Below are 15,975 nucleotides of genomic sequence, written 5' to 3'. Positions count from 1 at the left end.
CTTGTCGTGGCGCTCATTTCAGGTTCAGCACATCGAACATGTCGTACAGGCCGGCCGGTTTGTCGGCCAGAAAACGCGCGGCCCGCAGGCTGCCCTGGGCGTAGGTGACGCGGCTGGAGGATTTGTGGGTGATTTCAATCCGTTCGCCGGTACCGGCAAACAGCACGGTGTGGTCACCGACAATGTCGCCGCCGCGAATCGTCGCAAAACCGATGGACGAGGGGTCACGCTCGCCGGTCACGCCTTCGCGGGCGTACACCGCGCAGTCCTTGAGGTCGCGGCCGAGCGCGCTGGCGATCACCTCGCCCATTTTCAGCGCGGTGCCGGACGGCGCATCCACCTTGTGCCGGTGATGGGCCTCGATGATTTCGATGTCGTAACCGGTGCTCAGGGCCTTGGCGGCCATCTCGAGCAGTTTGAGCGTCACGTTGACACCGACACTCATGTTGGGCGCCATCATGATGGCGATGTCTTTGGCGGCAGCGGCGATCTCGGCTTTTTGCGCGTCGGAAAATCCGGTCGTGCCGATCACCAGCTTGACGCCGAGTTCGCGGCACTGGGCCAGGTGGGCCATCGTGCCTTCCGGCCGGGTGAAGTCGATCAGCACCTGGGCGCCGCCCAGACCGGCGGCCAGGTCGGCGGTGATCACGACACCGCTGGCCTGTCCGAGGAAGGCCGTGGCATCGTTTCCCAGACCCGGGCTGCTGGCCACATCCAGCGCGCCGCTCAGCTGGCAGTCGCCGCTGCTGCGCACCGCCTCGACCAGCATCTGGCCCATGCGGCCGCTGGCGCCGGCCACCGCGATGCGCAGAGGGGCCTGCTGCGGTGCGCTCACCGGGCCGGGCTTTCCAGCGGGGGGTAGCTGGCGGCCGACGGCGCGGACACGGGAGGTGTCAGCGGGGTGGGGGTGGCCGTCGCGGCCGGTTTCTTTTCGGCGGCCTGGAGCTGCTCTTCGGTCAGCTCCAGCACCGGCACCTTGCCGAGCTTGCGGCGCGAGTCCAGCTTGGCGACGAAGTCCGACTCGCTGGGCATGGTGTCGCCCTCGAACCGCTCGAGGGCCTCACCCTTGAAAAACACCGTGAGCCTGAGCGCCTGCGGCTCCACGCCCTGGCGCTTCAGGGTGAACACATAGTCCCATCGGTCCGCATGGAACACGCTGGCCAGCAGCGGTGTGCCCAGCACCTGGCGCACCTGGTCCCGGGTCATGCCGGGCTTGAGCAGTTCGACCTGCTCCTTGGAGACGAAGTTGCCCTGGACAATCTCGACCTTGTAGGGCGTGATCCAGTTGACGGGGTTGATTTTGCTTTCGCTCAAGCCCCCGGTCATGCCTTTGCTGCTGCCGCAGGCAGCCAGTCCGGCGCAGGCCAGGACGGCGAAAGCGGCTTGGAGGCCGCGACGGTAATTTGCACGCATGGCTGACATAGTAGGGGGGTGTAGCGATATGATTGGCCATTGTAGCGGCAGGGTGCGGCCGCGTACGCGCCCCCCGCCCCCTGACTGCCGAGCCTGCACAGGCCCCGACTGCGGCCCCTTTTCCTCAGGAAGCCTCCCCCATGAGCAACATCGACGAACTCAAGAACACCGGACTGAAAGCCACCCTGCCGCGCCTGAAGATTCTGGAGATTTTCCAGGCCGGCAAGCAGCGGCACATGACGGCGGAAGATGTTTTCCGGGTGCTGCTGGAAGACCGGTCCGACATCGGGCTCGCCACGGTGTACCGCGTGTTGACCCAGTTTGAGCAGGCCGGCCTGCTCAACCGCAGCAATTTCGAATCCGGCAAGGCCGTCTACGAAATCAACGAAGGCCAGCACCATGACCACCTGGTGTGCCTCGATTGCGGCAAGGTCGAGGAGTTTTACGACGCGGAAATCGAAAAGCGCCAGCACGCGGTCGCCAAGGCCAAGGGGTTTGCGATTGCCGACCATTCGCTGTCGATGTACGCCAACTGCACCAAGGAAAAGTGCCCGAACCGGCCCGTGTCGCCACGGCATCCGCACCACGGCTGAGCCGCGCCGGCGCCGCTGGCGCACCTGGCATTTCAATGAAAATTGGGCTCAGCCCCCGTGGTTATTGCGCCAACAGCTATCAAATAGATAGCTAAATCCGGTCTAACCGCCCCGCTCCATGGCCTGGCGATGCCGTTCGACAAACTCCTGGTAGGTGTCGATGCCGCGCAGCTGCAGGATGACATTGCGTACCGCGGCCTCGACCAGCACCGCGATGTTGCGCCCGGCCACCACCTGGATGATCACCTTGCGCACCGGAATGCCCAGCACGTCCTGGGTCAGCGGCTCATAAGGGATGCGCTCGTACTCGCGCTCCAGCGTTTCGCGTCGCACCAGGTGCACGATGAGCTTGAGCCGCATCTTGCGCCGCACCGCGGTCTCGCCAAAAATTGCCTTGATGTCGAGCAGGCCGATGCCGCGTACTTCGAGCAGGTTCTGCAGCAGTTCCGGGCAACGCCCTTCGATGGTGGTCTGGTTGATGCGGTACAGGTCCACCGCGTCGTCGGCCACCAGGCCGTGCCCGCGCGAGATCAGTTCCAGGCCCAGCTCGCTTTTGCCCAGGCCGGACTCGCCGGTGATCATCAGCCCGACGCCAAGGATGTCCATGAACACGCCGTGCATGGAGGTGCGGTCAGCGAAATGCTTGGACAGGTAGGCCCGCAGCACGTCGATCACAAACGCAGCCGATTCCTTGGTGGCGAACATGGGTATCTGGGCACGCTCGCACATCGACAGCAGCGTGTCGGGCGCCACCTGGCCGTCGGCAATGATCAGCACCGGCGGCTCCAGCGTGACAATGCGCGCAATGCGGCGGGCGCAGTCTTCGGGGGTGCCCCGGCTCAGGTAGGCCACTTCGCGCTCGCCGAGCAGCTGCACGCGGTAGGGGTGGATGTAATTGAGGTAACCGACCAGATCGGCACCCGAGCGGGCCGCCCGCACGGCGACCTCGTCGAAGCGCCGCTCCGAGGCGCCCAGCCCGGCCACCCATTCCCACTTCAGCGCGGCGCGGTGGTCCTCAAACAGGACGTCGGCACTGACGACGGTGGGCTTCATGCCGCGGGGGAGGGGAAAATCTGCGTCACGGTCACGCGCGCGGGTCAGGGGCTGACAGCCTGGCTGGACTGCCAAGAGGCAATCAGCTGGTGCAGCGCAGTCGCGTCGGTGCAGGCCTTGAGCCGATCGCGCAGGGCGCTGTCGCTGAGCAGTTCGGCGATTTCGGACAGGATCTCAAGGTGTTTCTGGGTGGCCGCTTCGGGCACCAGCAGGAAAATCAGCAAGCCGACGGCCTGCTCGTCAGGCGCATCGAAGCCGATCGGGGCGTGCAGCTGGAACACCGCCGCCATCGGGGCTTTCAGGCCCTTGATGCGCCCGTGCGGAATCGCCACGCCATGGCCCAGCCCGGTCGAGCCCAGGCGCTCGCGCGCGAAGAGGCTGTCGGTGATCAGCGCCCGGTTCAGGCCATGCAGGTTCTCGAACAGCAGGCCGGCTTCTTCAAAAGCACGCTTCTTGCTGGTGGCCTCGACACTGACCAGCACCTGGGTAGGAGGCAATATTTGCGAAAGACGGTTCATAACAAGGTTAGAGTCGCCGAATTATGCACTTTCGTGTGCATGGCGGCCATCCGGGCCATAAAAAAGCCGCCTGAGGGCACAGGCGGCCTTCCGGAGGGGGATCTGGAGGCAGCACGGGGTGGCATTTTCCGCCAGCCGCCGCCTGCGGCGTCGCTCACATCTCCCGCTTGGCAGTCACGTGGTGGTGATCCTGGGTTTTGGTCTTGTAGCGGCCGACTTGGCGGTCCAGCTTGTCAGCGAGTTCATCAACCGCCGCATACAGGTCAGCGTGCGAACTTTCGGCGAACAGGTCACGTCCCTTGACATGCACATTGCACTCGGCTCTCTGGCGCAACTCCTTTTCTTTCATGTTATCCACTGTCAACAGGACCTTCACATCCACCACCTGGTCAAAATGCCGCGTAATTCGATCCAGTTTGCTGGTCACGTAACCGCGCAAGGCGGGGGTAACTTCAAGGTGGTGGCCGCTGATCGTCAAATTCATAAAGAGACTCCTTTTCCATGGCTGGAGGGGGGTTAAAAACACCGCTCTGGCAAGGCTGCCGGGCGGCGGACGGACAACTCTCTGGTTTTCACTATGCGCCCGAACCGGGGCAAACGCAACCGTGCATCGCAACAATAAATGAAACGGTCGGAAAAGGTGCTTGACCCTCTGGCGGGAACCTGGCCGCAGGCCGGAACCGGTAGTGAAATCCGGGCCAAAATGCCATAATCGCAGCTTGGTCAATACGGAGAAATCCTTGGAAAGCAGCCCCAGTCGCTAGCTTTCAGCGCCGCAGACTGACGCCAGCGTCATCCCGGGGTTGAAAGCGATGCCACCATCCACAACCCCGCCAACGCCGGGCAGACGCCTGCCCGGTGCCGGCGCCCCCAAACCGATTGGGAGCCAGTCATGCTCAATATTTTCACGCTCGCCAACGGGCGCCTGTTCCAGGAAGAGATCGAATCGCTGGAGGAGCTGTCCCGGTTCCAGCCGATCTGGGTGGACCTGGAGTCACCGACGCTGGAAGAAAAACGCTGGATCAAGCAGTATTACGGCCTGTCGATTCCCGAAGACGTGATGGACGAGGACATCGAGGAGTCGGCGCGTTTTTACGAAGAAGACAACGGCGAGTTGCACATCCGCTCCGACTTCCTGATTGCCGACGACGAGGAACCCCGCACCGTGCGGGTCGCCTTCATCCTGAACCTGGTCAATGACAACCTCAAGAGCAAGGGCGTGCTGTTTTCGATCCACGACGAGGATGTGCCGGTGTTCCGCCTGCTGCGCATGCGCGCGCGCCGGGCCCCGGGCCTGATCGAGGACGCCAAGGAAGTGCTGCTCAAGCTGTTCGACGCCGATGCCGAATACTCGGCCGACACGCTCGAAGGCATTTACATCGACCTTGAAAAGGTCAGCACCAAGGTGTTGTCGGGCGATGTGACGGACGTGATGGCCGGCGAGGTGCTGGGCGCCATCGCCCGCCACGAAGACCTGAGCGGTCGCATCCGCCGCAACGTGATGGACACGCGCCGCGCCGTGAGCTTCATGATGCGCAGCAAGATGCTCAACAGCGAGCAGTTCGAGGAAGCGCGCCAGATCCTGCGCGACATCGACTCGCTGGACTCCCACACGGCTTTTCTTTTCGACAAGATCAACTTCCTGATGGACGCCACGGTCGGTTTCATCAACATCAACCAGAACAAGATCATCAAGATCTTCTCGGTGGCCAGCGTCGCCCTGCTGCCGCCCACGCTGATCGCCAGCGTGTACGGCATGAACTTCAAGCTGATGCCGGAACTCGACTGGGCGCTGGGCTACCCGTATGCGCTGGTGCTGATGGCGGCGAGCGCGGTGGTGCCGATGTGGTACTTCCGGCGGCGCGGCTGGTTGAAATAGCCCCCACGGTCGCTCACTGCGCGGAACTCCCTGCCCCCCGAGGGGGCCGCTGCGCCTGCGGGCCGGCAAAGCCGGACCCGCGGCCCTGGCTGGTATGAAGAGGACACACGGCTGTCGGTGGCAGCCTAACCGACGATTTTTAGCCGAATCGGCCTCCAGCCCTTGTAAGGCGGTCGCCAGCAGCTACTTTATTGATAGCGAAAGCAAAAATCGCTCAACAATGGCCTGCGCGTAATGGCTGGCCACCTGCTCGACAAAACTCGAGAAATCCACATGGGCGCTGTCATCGGCGCGGTCTGAAATCGTGCGCATGGCGGCAAAGGGCACGCCGTAATCGAGGCAGACCTGGGCCACGGCGGCGCCCTCCATCTCGACGGCCAGCACCGCGTGCCCGGCGCCGGCCAGCGCGGCCTGCAGGGCCTGCGACTCGGCGGAACCCGAGACAAACCGGTCGCCGCTGGCCAGCAGGCCCTGGTGGACGCGGGCCTGCGGAAAACGCTGCGCGGACCGGCCCGCCTCCACCGGGGCCAGCGCGGCACAGGCCGCCGCATAAAGCAGCGCGGTGAGGGCCGTGTCACCGTCGAACCGGGCCTTCCCGTAAAACGGCACCTCGTAGCGTGGAAACAGCGGCGAGACATCCAGGTCGTGCTGCAGGAAATCGGTCGCCACCACCACGTCCCCGACCTGCACACCCTCGCCCAGCCCGCCGGCCACCCCGGTGAACACCACGCGGCCGACAGCGAAACGCTCGATCAGCGCCGTCGCCGTGGTGGCCGCGGCCACCTTGCCAATTTTTGACAGCGCCAGCACCACGGGCTGGCCATGCAGCTCACCCTGCCAGAAGTCGCGGCCGGCATGGCGGGTTTTCTGCGGCCGCTGCAGCAGCTCCAGCAGGCCCCGCTGCTCTTCGGCGAGGGCGCTCAGGATGGCGGTAGGTTTCATGGCTGCAAGTTTGCCCGAACGGGTGCCCGTTCCTGGCCGCACCAAGGAAAAAAGGCAGCCGGAGCCGCCTTTTTCTTTCACCTGCCGGGCCTGCGCTACTTCTTGTCGCGCAATTCCCGGCGCAGGATCTTGCCGACCGGGGTTTTCGGCAGCTCGGTGCGGAACTCGACCACCTTGGGCTGCTTGTAACCGGTCAGGTTGGTCTTGCAGAACTCGCGCACCTGGGCTTCGGTCAGGTCCGGGTTCTTCTTGACAATGACCAGCTTGACGGCCTCGCCCGACTTGTCGTCCGCCACCCCGACGCAGGCGCACTCCATCACGCCTTCCATGCCGGAGACCACGTCTTCAACCTCGTTCGGGTAGACATTGAAACCGCTGACCAGAATCATGTCCTTCTTGCGGTCCACGATCCTGAAGAAGCCGCGCTCGTCGACCACGCCGATGTCGCCCGACTTGAAGTAACCGTCAGGCGTCATGACCTTGGCGGTTTCGTCGGGACGCTGCCAGTAGCCGGCCATGACCTGCGGGCCCTTGATGGCGATCTCGCCGGGCTGGCCGGGCGGCACCTCGTTGCCGTCGTCGTCGAGCAGCTTGAAATAAGTGCTGGGAATCGGCACACCAATGGTGCCGGTGAAGACCTTGCTGTTGGTCGGGTTGCAACTGGCCGACGGCGAGGTTTCCGACAGGCCGTAACCTTCACAGATCGGGCAACCGGTTTTTTCCAGCCAGAGCTTGGCGACGGCGCTTTGCACCGCCATGCCGCCACCCAGCGACACCTTCAGGTGCGACCAGTCCACGGTGTTGAAGTCGGGATGGTTGGCCAGGCCGTTGAACAGGGTGTTGACCGCCGGGAAGCTGTGCACCTTGTGTTTGGACAGCTCCTTGAGCACGGCCGGCAGGTCGCGCGGGTTCGGGATCAGGATGTTCTTGCCGCCGGTGCGCATGCCCAGCATCATGTTCACGGTGAACGCGAAGATATGGTACAGCGGCAGCGCGCAGACATAGGTCGGCTGCACACCCGCCGCCATGCCGGCCATGGCCGGGCCGTTCCAGGCTTCGGACTGAAGCACGTTGGCAATCACATTGCGGTGCAACAGCACGGCGCCCTTGGAAACGCCGGTGGTGCCGCCGGTGTACTGCAGCACCGCCACGTCGTCAGGCTTGAGGTCGGGCCGCTTGAGGCTGCCGCGCGTCCCCTGGGCCACCGCGTCATTGAAACGCACGGCGCCGGGCAAATTGAAGGGCGGCACCATTTTCTTGACGTTGCGAACCACGTAGTTGACCAGCGCACCCTTGAGCACGCCGAGCTGGTCGCCCATGGCCGTGAGCACCACATGCTTGACCGGCGTGTTCGCAATGCACTGTTCCAGCGTGTTGGCGAAGTTCTCGATGATGACAATCGCCTTGGCGCCCGAATCCTTGAGCTGGTGCTCCAGCTCGCGCGGCGTGTACAGGGGATTGACATTGACCACCACATAACCGGCGCGCAGGATGGCCGCCACCGCGACCGGGTACTGCGGCACATTGGGCATCATGATGGCGACGCGATCACCCTTGGCCAGCCCCAAGCCCTGCAGGTAGGCGGCAAAAGCCTGCGACAGGCTGTCGGTCTGGCCGAACGTGATGTCCTTGCCCATGAAGCTGTAGGCCACGGCCGAAGCGTTTTTGGAAAAACTTTCTTCCATCAGCGCTACCAGCGAAGCGTATTGCGACGCATCGATATCGGCCGGCACGCCCGGCGGATAGGCTTTCAGCCAGGGACGGTCGAGGGTGGATGCATTCATGCTTGTCTTCTCCAGATGACGATTGAACAACTGCCACGGATTGTCGCGGCGCGACCCTCGGCGGGGCTATTGCGTTTTCCCTAGGAAACGGCCAAATCAGAAGGGACGCCCCTCTGATTCATGTCATTTGTGCGAAAAAGCTGCGCCCGGGCGGCCCGGTTACTCAATCGCCTTGCCCATGTCCTCGATCACTTTTTTCGCATCGCCAAAGACCATCATGGTCTTGTCCATGTAGAACAGCTCGTTGTCCAGGCCGGCATACCCAGCAGCCATGGAGCGTTTGTTGACGATGACGGTTTTGGCCTTGTAGGCCTCGAGGATGGGCATGCCGTAGATGGCGCTGCCCTTGACGTGGGCCGCCGGGTTGACCACATCATTGGCCCCCAGGATGATGGCCACGTCGGCCTGGCCGAACTCGGCGTTGATGTCTTCCATCTCGAAGACCTGGTCATACGGCACCTCGGCCTCGGCCAGCAGCACGTTCATGTGGCCGGGCATGCGGCCCGCCACCGGATGAATCGCGTACTTGACGTTGACACCGCGGTCGGTGAGTTTTTGTGCGAGCTCCTTGACCGAATGCTGGGCCCGCGCCACCGCCAGGCCGTAACCCGGCACGATGATCACGGTTTCAGCATTGCCCAGGATGAAGGCCGCGTCGTCGGCCGAGCCGGACTTGACCGGACGCTGCTCCTTGGCGCCGGCGGCGGCCGTGCCGGCCTCGCCGCCAAAGCCGCCGAGGATCACGTTGAAGAAGGAGCGGTTCATCGCCTTGCACATGATGTAAGACAGGATGGCACCCGACGAACCGACCAGCGAGCCGGCCACGATCAGCATGGCGTTGTTCAGCGAAAAGCCGATGCCGGCCGCGGCCCAGCCCGAGTAGCTGTTGAGCATGGACACAACGACCGGCATGTCGGCGCCGCCGATCGGGATGATGATCAGCACGCCCAGCACGAAAGACAGCGCCAGCATCGCAAAAAAGGCCGTCCAGTTGCCGGTGAACATGAAGACCAGACCGAGCGCCAGCGTGGCGATGCCCAGCACCAGGTTGATCATGTGCTGGCCGGCAAACGTCACCGGCGCGCCCTGGAACAGGCGGAACTTGTACTTGCCACTGAGCTTGCCGAAGGCAATCACCGAGCCGCTGAAGGTGATCGCGCCGATCGCCGCACCGAGGAACAGCTCCAGCCGGTTGCCGGCCGGAATCGCCGCCGTGGGCAGGCCCGCGGCCACGATGCCAAAGGCGTCGGGCTCAGCCATGGCGGCTACCGCGATGAACACCGCGGCCAGGCCAATCATGCTGTGCATGAAGGCGACCAGCTCGGGCATCTTGGTCATTTCGACGCGTTTGGCCATCAGGGTGCCAACGCTGCCGCCGACCACCAGCGCGGCCAGCACGTAGACCATGCCGGCAGCCTTGCCGCCCGAAATCTCCACGATCAGGGCGCCGGTGGTCAGGATGGCGATCGCCATGCCCACCATGCCGAACAGGTTGCCGCGGATCGAGGTCGTGGGATGCGACAGGCCCTTGAGCGCCTGGATGAAACAGACCGAAGCCACCAGGTACAGCAGCGTGACGAGGTTCATGCTCATTTGGCGGCTCCTGCATCAGCGGCCGCTGTTTTCTTTTCTTTCTTGCGGAACATCTCCAGCATGCGGCGCGTGACCAGGAAGCCACCGAACACATTGACCGCGGCCAGCGCCACGGCGAGCACGCCCATGGTCTTGCCCAGCGGCGTGACCGTCAGCGCGGCGGCCAGCATGGCGCCGACGATGACAATGGCCGAAATCGCGTTGGTCACCGCCATCAGCGGCGTGTGCAGGGCGGGCGTGACGGTCCACACCACGTGGTAACCCACGTAAATGGCCAGCACGAAGATGATGAGGTTGATGATGGTGGGTGACACTGCATCCATGGTCTTCTTCTCCTGGTGGGCTGGCGCTGCCGCCTGGCCCGTGAAAGTGGGTTATTGCTTCTTGGCTTCGCGTGGAACTACTTGCGCTTGACTTCGCCGCCCTGCGTCATCAGGCAGGCTGCCACGATGTCGTCTTCGAGGTCGATGTTGAGCGTGCCTTCCTTGCTGATGACCAGCTTGAGGAAGTCCAGCAGGTTGCGGGCGTACAGCGCGCTGGCGTCGGCGGCGACCAGCGCCGGCACATTGGTCTCGCCGATCAGCGTGACGCCGTGTTTGACCACGGTTTTGCCGGGTTCGGTCAGCGGGCAGTTGCCGCCTTGCGGCGCGGCCAGATCGACAATCACGCTGCCCGGCTTCATGGCCTTGACCATGTCTTCGGTCACCAGCACCGGGGCGGCACGGCCCGGAATCAGCGCGGTAGTGATCACGACATCGGCCAGGGCCACGCGTTTGGCGACCTCGGCCTTTTGCCGCTCCAGCCAGCTGGGTGGCATGGGTTTGGCATAGCCGCCGACACCGACGGCCGCTTCGCGCTCTTCGTCGGTCTCGTAAGGCACGTCGATGAACTTGCCACCCAGTGACTCGACCTGCTCCTTGACGCTGGGACGCACGTCGCTGGCCTCGATCACCGCGCCCAGCCGTTTGGCCGTGGCAATCGCCTGCAGACCGGCCACACCAACGCCGAGAATCACCACACGGGCGGCCTTGACGGTGCCGGCGGCGGTCATCAGCATCGGGAAGAAGCGCTGATAGCTGTTGGCCGCCATCATCACGGCCTTGTAGCCGGCGATGTTGGCCTGCGATGACAACACGTCCATGCTTTGCGCGCGGCTGGTGCGCGGCGCTGCTTCGAGCGCGAACGCCGTCAGTTGCGCGGCGGCCAGCCGTTGCAGGCCGGCAGGGTCAAAGGGATTGAGCATGCCGACCAGCACCGTGCCGGCTTTGGCCAGGCCGATTTCGCTGTCCAGCGGGCAACGCACCTTGAGCACGATGTCGCTGGCATAGGCGCCGGCGGCATCGGTGATCTCGGCGCCCGCGGCGACATAGGCCTCATCGGGCACGCTGGCAGCCACGCCGGCACCCGACTGGATGCAGACGGTGTGGCCCTGGCTTTTTAGTTTTTTGGCCGTCTCGGGCGTGACGGCAACGCGTGTTTCCCCCGCCGTGATTTCGGCCGGTACCCCGATTCGCATGGGTGTCTCCTCGTTGCGTAAGTAGTTCTACGTGAAATTGTTACCTGTCAGCGAGCTTACATGACTTTCCCCGGCTTTTTTTGGACGCGGCTCTCTGGAAGTCCCGCAGGCTGCAGTGCGGACAGGTGGCCCACGGATAATGCTGCGATGAATACACGATGGAAACCCAGTGTCACGGTCGCGGCCATCATCGAGCGCGAGGGCCGGTTTTTGCTGGTGGAAGAACACACGCAGGATGGCCTGCGCCTGAACAATCCGGCCGGCCACCTGGACCCGGGCGAAAGCCCGATCCAGGGTTGCGCGCGGGAGACGCTGGAAGAAACCGCGTTTCACTTCACGCCGCAGGCGCTGGTGGGGATTTATATGTCGCGTTTCGAAAAACCGGTGCCTGGCCAGGACATCCCGCTGGACATCACCTACCTGCGTTTTGCCTTTTGCGGCACACTCGGCGAGGAGATGGTTGGGCAGGCGCTGGACGAAGGCATTGTGCGCACCCTGTGGCTGACACCCGACGAGATCCGGGCTTGTGCTCACTTGCACCGCAGTCCCTTGTTGCTGACCTGCATGGACGACTACCTGGCCGGCAAACGTTACCCCGTGGACCTGCTGACCACCGACCCCAGCGTCTACGACGTCAAGGCCTGAGCCTCTCGCCCCCATCGCCTCACCACCTAAAATGCTGTCATGCACAAGCAACGTATCGTTGTCGGATTGAGTGGCGGCGTGGACTCCGCGGTGACCGCGCACCTGCTCAAACAGCAGGGCCATGAAGTCATCGGCATCTTCATGAAGAACTGGGAAGACGACGATGACAGCGAGTTCTGCTCGTCCAACGTCGACTTCGTCGACGCCGCGGCGGTGGCCGACGTGATCGGCATCGCCATCGAACACGTCAACTTTGCCGCCGACTACAAGGACCGCGTCTTTGCCGAGTTCCTGCGCGAGTACCAGGCCGGCCGCACGCCGAATCCCGACATCCTGTGCAACGCCGAGATCAAGTTCAAGGCCTTCCTTGACCATGCGATGCGGCTGGGCGCCGAAAAAATTGCGACAGGCCACTATGCCCGTGTGCGCCTGAACGAGGCCACCGGCCTGCACGAACTGCTCAAGGGCCTGGACCCGGCCAAGGACCAGAGTTATTTCCTGCACCGCCTGAACCAGGCGCAGCTGTCCAAAACGCTGTTTCCGGTCGGCGAGCTGAAGAAGACCGAGGTGCGGCGCATCGCCGACGAAATCGGCCTGCCGAACGCGAAGAAGAAGGACTCGACCGGCATTTGTTTCATCGGTGAACGGCCGTTCCGCGAGTTCCTGAACCGCTACATCGCCAAGGCGCCGGGACCGATCAAGAACGACCAGGGCCGGGTGCTGGGCGAACATGTGGGCCTGAGTTTTTACACCCTGGGCCAACGCCAGGGCCTGGGCATAGGCGGTGTGAAGGCGCGCGGCGCCGAACTCAAGGCGGTGCAGGCGCTCGGCCAGCGCGGTGTCGGCGAACACGAGCCCTGGTTTGTGGCGCGCAAGGACATGGCGACCAACACCCTCTGGGTGGTGCAGGGCCACGACCACCCCTGGCTGCTCTCCACCGAGGTGCAGGTGCAGGACTGCAGCTGGGTCGCCGGCGCGCCGCCGGCCCTGGGGGCCATGGCCGCCAAAACGCGCTACCGGCAGGCCGACGCGGCCTGCACGCTGGTGGCCGCTTCCGCCACGCAGGCCGAACTGCACTTCGAGCAGCCGCAGTGGGCCGTCACACCGGGCCAGTCGGCCGTGCTCTACCAGGGCGAAGTCTGCATGGGCGGCGGCGTGATTGCCGCGAGCAACACGCCGGCGCTGCCCTGAGCCCGCCACCCGGTCTTTGCGGTCAAATCAAGGCCTAGCCCCTGATACGCCTGCACTAACGGCTACTGATTTAATAGCATTTCGCGCGGCCAACCGGTCACGGAATCCGTATTTCAACGGCCGTGCGGCCCGGCCGGCTTTCGATGGCGATGGCCACGCCAATCGCGCTCGCCCGCTCGCGCATCGACAGCAGCCCCTTGCGCGGCGCAGCGGCGGCGTCGAAGCCGCGCCCGTTGTCGACGACGCGCAGGCACACGCCGGCGCCGGCCATCTCGGCCTCGATCGCCAGTGTCGTCGCCTGCGAATGCTGCAGCACATTCGACAGCGCCTCGAACACCATGAACTGCAGCTGGCGCATGGCATTGGCTTCCATGTGGGCGACCGGCTCGAGGCTACCCACCACCCACTGCAGCTCGATGTCCGAGGCGGCAAAACGCGGCTCCAGCCGGTACCGCAGGTTGGCCAGCAGCGAGCTGATGTCGCCCGGCAGCAAATGCATGGCGTCGATGGACAGCTTGAGCTGGTCCAGCGTGTAGCGCAGCGTCTGCAACACGTCGTCGGTGCTGGCCTTGCCCGACTGCAGTTGCCGGATCGCGGCGCTCAGGTGGGCGCCCACACCGTCGTGCATGTCGCGCAGGATGCGGGTGCGCTCGTTGACCCGCTCCTGTTCGCGCGCCAGCTGCTCGACCTGGCGGTAGGTCTGGCCCAGCTCGCGCTCTTTCTGCGAGATGCGGGAGGACAGGTTGTTCATCAGGTCGCGCGCCTGGGTGCTGACCTCGCGAAAACGCGTGATCACGATATAGGCCAGCGCCAGCCCGAACAGCATCGAGGAGTAACGCAGCAGGGTGTTGTCGGCGTAGGACGGGCTGATGCGGAACACAAACCAGTCGCGCAGGCCCACCAGCACATTGACAAAAAGCGCCGCGGCCACCACCCGGTGCGCCGGCGTGGCGTGGCGCAGCGCGCGCCAGCAGAAAAAGCCGATGAAGCAGGTGAACGTCAGGGCGTAAGCGCCGTACCAGGCAGTCAGCACCTGCGGCGATGCAAACACCAGTGCCCATGCAATCAGCGGCAGGCCCATGGCAAACAGTGTCCAGGTCATGCGGTTGAACCAGACCGCCGGCTTGAGTTCGGACCAGCCGGCCACCCGCACGCCAAAACTTCCCATGCAGGTCAGCCAGCCGCCCGTCATCATCACCGTCACCATGCCCCAGGCCGGCCAGGGCAGCGGCGGGTTTTCAATCAGCACATCGCCGACACGCACCGTCCAGAACAGCTCGGCGAGCCCGCCCAGCAGGTACATCGGGTCGCGCACCGCGCGGTAGGCCCGCGTCGGATCGGTCTGCGTGAACCACAAGGCCAGCGCCACCATGCCGACCATGAAGCTGAGCACCACCACCACCAGGGTTCCCGTGGCGCGCCAGTTGTAGTCGCTGCTGTAAAGCCGGCGAACCTCCTCGTCCGGCCCCACCACCGGCGTTGCCAGTCCGCCGCGCCGGCCCACGTCGGCGCGGACATGGATCAACAGCCGGTTCGACGGCCGCAGGAGATCTGTTGCGACGGGCACAAAACGTGGCACCTTGGCGTAGTCGCCCCCATTGAACTTTGTCAGGTCGCCATTTTTTTCCAGCAGATTGCCGTTGAGCCAGATTTCATAGGCGTTGCCCAGCCTGGGTATGTAGATGGCATAGGATTTGGCGCTGGTGGCCGGCGGTCCGAAGTCAATTTCAAAGGTGGCGGCGCCGGCCAGCCCGGGATGACGCCGGTCCCAGTGGTAGGGCAGCTCGACACTGGACGGCACCGGCGCCCCGCCCTGCAGCGTGATGAGGGCCCTGGCCTGGCGCAGTTCCTGCACCTCGGCGTGGGCGCTACCCCAGCAGAGCAGGGCCCACACCAGCCCACACCAGAAACTGCGGACGCGCATGTCTTCAGGCCACCACGGCTCAGCGCGCGTCGGCCGCCGACGGCGGCTGCAGCAGGCCCAGCCGGGTCGCCTCGTAAACCGCCTCGCTCTTGGAATGCACCGCAAGCTTGGTATAGAGGTTCTTGATGTGGGACTGGACGGTGTGCACGCTCACACTCTTGAGTTTTGAAATTTCCGCATAGGAAAAGCCGCGCGCGATCAGCTCCAGGACTTCCTGCTCCCGCACGGACAGCAGCGCACGGCCGGGGCCAGCGACAGGCGTCTCGCCCGCGCCGCGCCCCCCTGCTCCGGCCGCCGCCGCGGCGGGCGCCTGATCGACCAGGTGCAGTGCGCGGTACTTGGCCAGCACCCGGCGCGCGATCATCGGCGAGATCGGCGAGGCGCCGTCCTTCATCTCCAGAATCGTGTGCGCAATGTTGTCCGGCGTGAAATCCTTCTGGATGTAACCGAGGGCACCGGCTTCGACGCTGGACAACACGCTGTCTTCGTCGCCGAACATCGAAATCACCAGCGCCTCGCACGAGGGCCGCAGGCGCCCCGCCAGCCGGATCAGGTCCAGCCCGTTGCCATCGGGCAGCGCCAGGTCCGTCAGCAGGATGTCGATGACCTGGTTCTTGTCCTCGATCAGCGCCCGGGCTTCCTCGAAGGTGCCCACGCCGGCGACCAGATGCAGCTGCCCACAGCTAGAGACGCTGTCCGCGAAGAAGTCCCGCGTCGGAACATCGTCCTCAACAATCAGTACGCGCCATTCGGGCATGGGTGAAATCTTTGGAAGAGGCAGCACAGCAGCCGATGATAAAGGCATGCCGCAGGGACAGCAGGCATGGAACCCGCTTGCGACAAGCGCGTCAGCCTCCACTGTTAACGCTGGACGTGCCGGCGGCAATCCCCCGTTTATGGGGCTGGCCGCACATGAGCGCCGGC

General features: G+C 64.3%; 16 protein-coding genes. 4 read left to right on the top strand and 12 right to left on the bottom strand.

The features are described from left to right. Positions 1 to 13: 13 nt before the first annotated feature. Positions 14 to 835, bottom strand: a complete 822-nt coding sequence (gene dapB / locus B7G53_RS11160) for a 4-hydroxy-tetrahydrodipicolinate reductase (RefSeq protein ID WP_255249975.1) — start codon at positions 833 to 835, stop codon at positions 14 to 16. Continuing rightward, the gene (locus tag B7G53_RS11155; protein WP_096667583.1) at positions 832 to 1,413 is read right to left on the bottom strand and encodes an outer membrane protein assembly factor BamE; all 582 of its coding nucleotides are present in this window, start codon (positions 1,411 to 1,413) and stop codon (positions 832 to 834) included. Before B7G53_RS11155 ends, dapB begins: the two co-directional genes overlap by 4 nt. A 140-nt stretch (positions 1,414 to 1,553) precedes the next feature. Here B7G53_RS11155 and fur point away from each other — a divergent pair, with 140 nt between their 5' ends. Next, complete coding sequence (gene fur / locus B7G53_RS11150; protein WP_096667581.1) at positions 1,554 to 2,006, top strand: ferric iron uptake transcriptional regulator; 453 nt, start codon at positions 1,554 to 1,556, stop codon at positions 2,004 to 2,006. Between the two features lie 102 nt (positions 2,007 to 2,108). Here fur and hprK read toward each other — a convergent pair whose 3' ends face one another. The 3 genes from hprK to hpf all read right to left on the bottom strand — a co-directional run bounded on the left by hprK (position 2,109) and on the right by hpf (position 4,061). Continuing rightward, positions 2,109 to 3,059: an HPr(Ser) kinase/phosphatase gene (gene hprK / locus B7G53_RS11145; RefSeq protein WP_096667579.1), complete on the bottom strand. Its 951-nt coding sequence runs from the start codon at positions 3,057 to 3,059 to the stop codon at positions 2,109 to 2,111. Positions 3,060 to 3,103: 44 nt separating this feature from the next. Continuing rightward, positions 3,104 to 3,577, bottom strand: coding sequence for a PTS sugar transporter subunit IIA (locus B7G53_RS11140; RefSeq protein WP_096667577.1), 474 nt, complete (start codon positions 3,575 to 3,577; stop codon positions 3,104 to 3,106). A 154-nt stretch (positions 3,578 to 3,731) separates the two neighbouring features. After that, positions 3,732 to 4,061 carry a ribosome hibernation-promoting factor, HPF/YfiA family gene (hpf, locus tag B7G53_RS11135; RefSeq protein ID WP_096667575.1) on the bottom strand — a complete coding sequence of 110 codons (330 nt, stop codon included), beginning with the start codon at positions 4,059 to 4,061 and terminating at the stop codon, positions 3,732 to 3,734. A gap of 408 nt (positions 4,062 to 4,469) precedes the next feature. On the opposite strand from hpf, the gene corA reads away from it, so the two are divergent. Next, positions 4,470 to 5,456 (top strand): magnesium/cobalt transporter CorA, encoded by a 987-nt coding sequence (corA, locus tag B7G53_RS11130; RefSeq protein WP_096667574.1) that lies wholly within the window; start codon positions 4,470 to 4,472, stop codon positions 5,454 to 5,456. A 183-nt stretch (positions 5,457 to 5,639) separates the two neighbouring features. Here corA and B7G53_RS11125 read toward each other — a convergent pair whose 3' ends face one another. The 5 genes from B7G53_RS11125 to B7G53_RS11105 form a co-directional block, all read right to left on the bottom strand. Further along, the gene (locus tag B7G53_RS11125) at positions 5,640 to 6,398 is read right to left on the bottom strand and encodes a 5'-methylthioadenosine/adenosylhomocysteine nucleosidase (protein ID WP_096667572.1); all 759 of its coding nucleotides are present in this window, start codon (positions 6,396 to 6,398) and stop codon (positions 5,640 to 5,642) included. Positions 6,399 to 6,493: 95 nt separating this feature from the next. After that, positions 6,494 to 8,182: a long-chain-fatty-acid--CoA ligase gene (locus tag B7G53_RS11120; protein WP_096667570.1), complete on the bottom strand. Its 1,689-nt coding sequence runs from the start codon at positions 8,180 to 8,182 to the stop codon at positions 6,494 to 6,496. 159 nt (positions 8,183 to 8,341) lie between these two features. Further along, positions 8,342 to 9,775, bottom strand: coding sequence for an NAD(P)(+) transhydrogenase (Re/Si-specific) subunit beta (locus tag B7G53_RS11115; protein WP_096667568.1), 1,434 nt, complete (start codon positions 9,773 to 9,775; stop codon positions 8,342 to 8,344). Further along, the gene (locus tag B7G53_RS11110; protein WP_096667566.1) at positions 9,772 to 10,098 is read right to left on the bottom strand and encodes an NAD(P) transhydrogenase subunit alpha; all 327 of its coding nucleotides are present in this window, start codon (positions 10,096 to 10,098) and stop codon (positions 9,772 to 9,774) included. Before B7G53_RS11110 ends, B7G53_RS11115 begins: the two co-directional genes overlap by 4 nt. 77 nt (positions 10,099 to 10,175) lie before the next feature. Next, the gene (locus B7G53_RS11105; protein ID WP_096667564.1) at positions 10,176 to 11,291 is read right to left on the bottom strand and encodes a Re/Si-specific NAD(P)(+) transhydrogenase subunit alpha; all 1,116 of its coding nucleotides are present in this window, start codon (positions 11,289 to 11,291) and stop codon (positions 10,176 to 10,178) included. A gap of 147 nt (positions 11,292 to 11,438) precedes the next feature. On the opposite strand from B7G53_RS11105, the gene B7G53_RS11100 reads away from it, so the two are divergent. Both B7G53_RS11100 and mnmA read left to right on the top strand, forming a co-directional pair. Then, positions 11,439 to 11,936, top strand: a complete 498-nt coding sequence (locus B7G53_RS11100) for an NUDIX hydrolase (protein ID WP_096667562.1) — start codon at positions 11,439 to 11,441, stop codon at positions 11,934 to 11,936. A 39-nt stretch (positions 11,937 to 11,975) separates the two neighbouring features. Next, positions 11,976 to 13,127 carry a tRNA 2-thiouridine(34) synthase MnmA gene (gene mnmA / locus B7G53_RS11095; protein WP_096667560.1) on the top strand — a complete coding sequence of 384 codons (1,152 nt, stop codon included), beginning with the start codon at positions 11,976 to 11,978 and terminating at the stop codon, positions 13,125 to 13,127. 97 nt (positions 13,128 to 13,224) lie between these two features. On the opposite strand, the gene B7G53_RS11090 is transcribed toward mnmA, so the two are convergent. Together B7G53_RS11090 and B7G53_RS11085 are read right to left on the bottom strand one after the other, a co-directional pair. After that, on the bottom strand, positions 13,225 to 15,051 hold the full coding sequence (locus B7G53_RS11090; RefSeq protein ID WP_096667558.1) for a sensor histidine kinase: 1,827 nt from the start codon (positions 15,049 to 15,051) through the stop codon (positions 13,225 to 13,227). A gap of 19 nt (positions 15,052 to 15,070) precedes the next feature. Next, a complete protein-coding gene (locus B7G53_RS11085; protein WP_096667556.1) occupies positions 15,071 to 15,808 on the bottom strand; it encodes a response regulator transcription factor in 738 nt (245 codons plus the stop codon). Between the last annotated feature and the right edge of the window lie 167 nt (positions 15,809 to 15,975).

This window comes from Polaromonas sp. AET17H-212, from assembly GCF_002379085.1.
Classification (GTDB): Bacteria; Pseudomonadota; Gammaproteobacteria; order Burkholderiales; family Burkholderiaceae_C; genus Polaromonas.
Note: the sequence above shows the minus strand (reverse complement) of the source record. Positions and strands in the feature narration are given on the sequence as shown.

Excerpts from the sequence above, each read along its gene's own strand:
- B7G53_RS11155 (WP_096667583.1), bottom strand. The coding sequence starts at position 1,413 with ATGCGTGCAAATTACCGTCGCGGCCTCCAAGCCGCTTTCGCCGTCCTG.
- fur (WP_096667581.1), top strand. The coding sequence starts at position 1,554 with ATGAGCAACATCGACGAACTCAAGAACACCGGACTGAAAGCCACCCTG.
- hprK (WP_096667579.1), bottom strand. The coding sequence starts at position 3,059 with ATGAAGCCCACCGTCGTCAGTGCCGACGTCCTGTTTGAGGACCACCGC.
- B7G53_RS11140 (WP_096667577.1), bottom strand. The coding sequence starts at position 3,577 with ATGAACCGTCTTTCGCAAATATTGCCTCCTACCCAGGTGCTGGTCAGT.
- hpf (WP_096667575.1), bottom strand. The coding sequence starts at position 4,061 with ATGAATTTGACGATCAGCGGCCACCACCTTGAAGTTACCCCCGCCTTG.
- corA (WP_096667574.1), top strand. The coding sequence starts at position 4,470 with ATGCTCAATATTTTCACGCTCGCCAACGGGCGCCTGTTCCAGGAAGAG.
- B7G53_RS11125 (WP_096667572.1), bottom strand. The coding sequence starts at position 6,398 with ATGAAACCTACCGCCATCCTGAGCGCCCTCGCCGAAGAGCAGCGGGGC.
- B7G53_RS11120 (WP_096667570.1), bottom strand. The coding sequence starts at position 8,182 with ATGAATGCATCCACCCTCGACCGTCCCTGGCTGAAAGCCTATCCGCCG.
- B7G53_RS11115 (WP_096667568.1), bottom strand. The coding sequence starts at position 9,775 with ATGAGCATGAACCTCGTCACGCTGCTGTACCTGGTGGCTTCGGTCTGT.
- B7G53_RS11110 (WP_096667566.1), bottom strand. The coding sequence starts at position 10,098 with ATGGATGCAGTGTCACCCACCATCATCAACCTCATCATCTTCGTGCTG.
- B7G53_RS11105 (WP_096667564.1), bottom strand. The coding sequence starts at position 11,291 with ATGCGAATCGGGGTACCGGCCGAAATCACGGCGGGGGAAACACGCGTT.
- B7G53_RS11100 (WP_096667562.1), top strand. The coding sequence starts at position 11,439 with ATGAATACACGATGGAAACCCAGTGTCACGGTCGCGGCCATCATCGAG.
- mnmA (WP_096667560.1), top strand. The coding sequence starts at position 11,976 with ATGCACAAGCAACGTATCGTTGTCGGATTGAGTGGCGGCGTGGACTCC.
- B7G53_RS11090 (WP_096667558.1), bottom strand. The coding sequence starts at position 15,051 with ATGCGCGTCCGCAGTTTCTGGTGTGGGCTGGTGTGGGCCCTGCTCTGC.
- B7G53_RS11085 (WP_096667556.1), bottom strand. The coding sequence starts at position 15,808 with ATGCCCGAATGGCGCGTACTGATTGTTGAGGACGATGTTCCGACGCGG.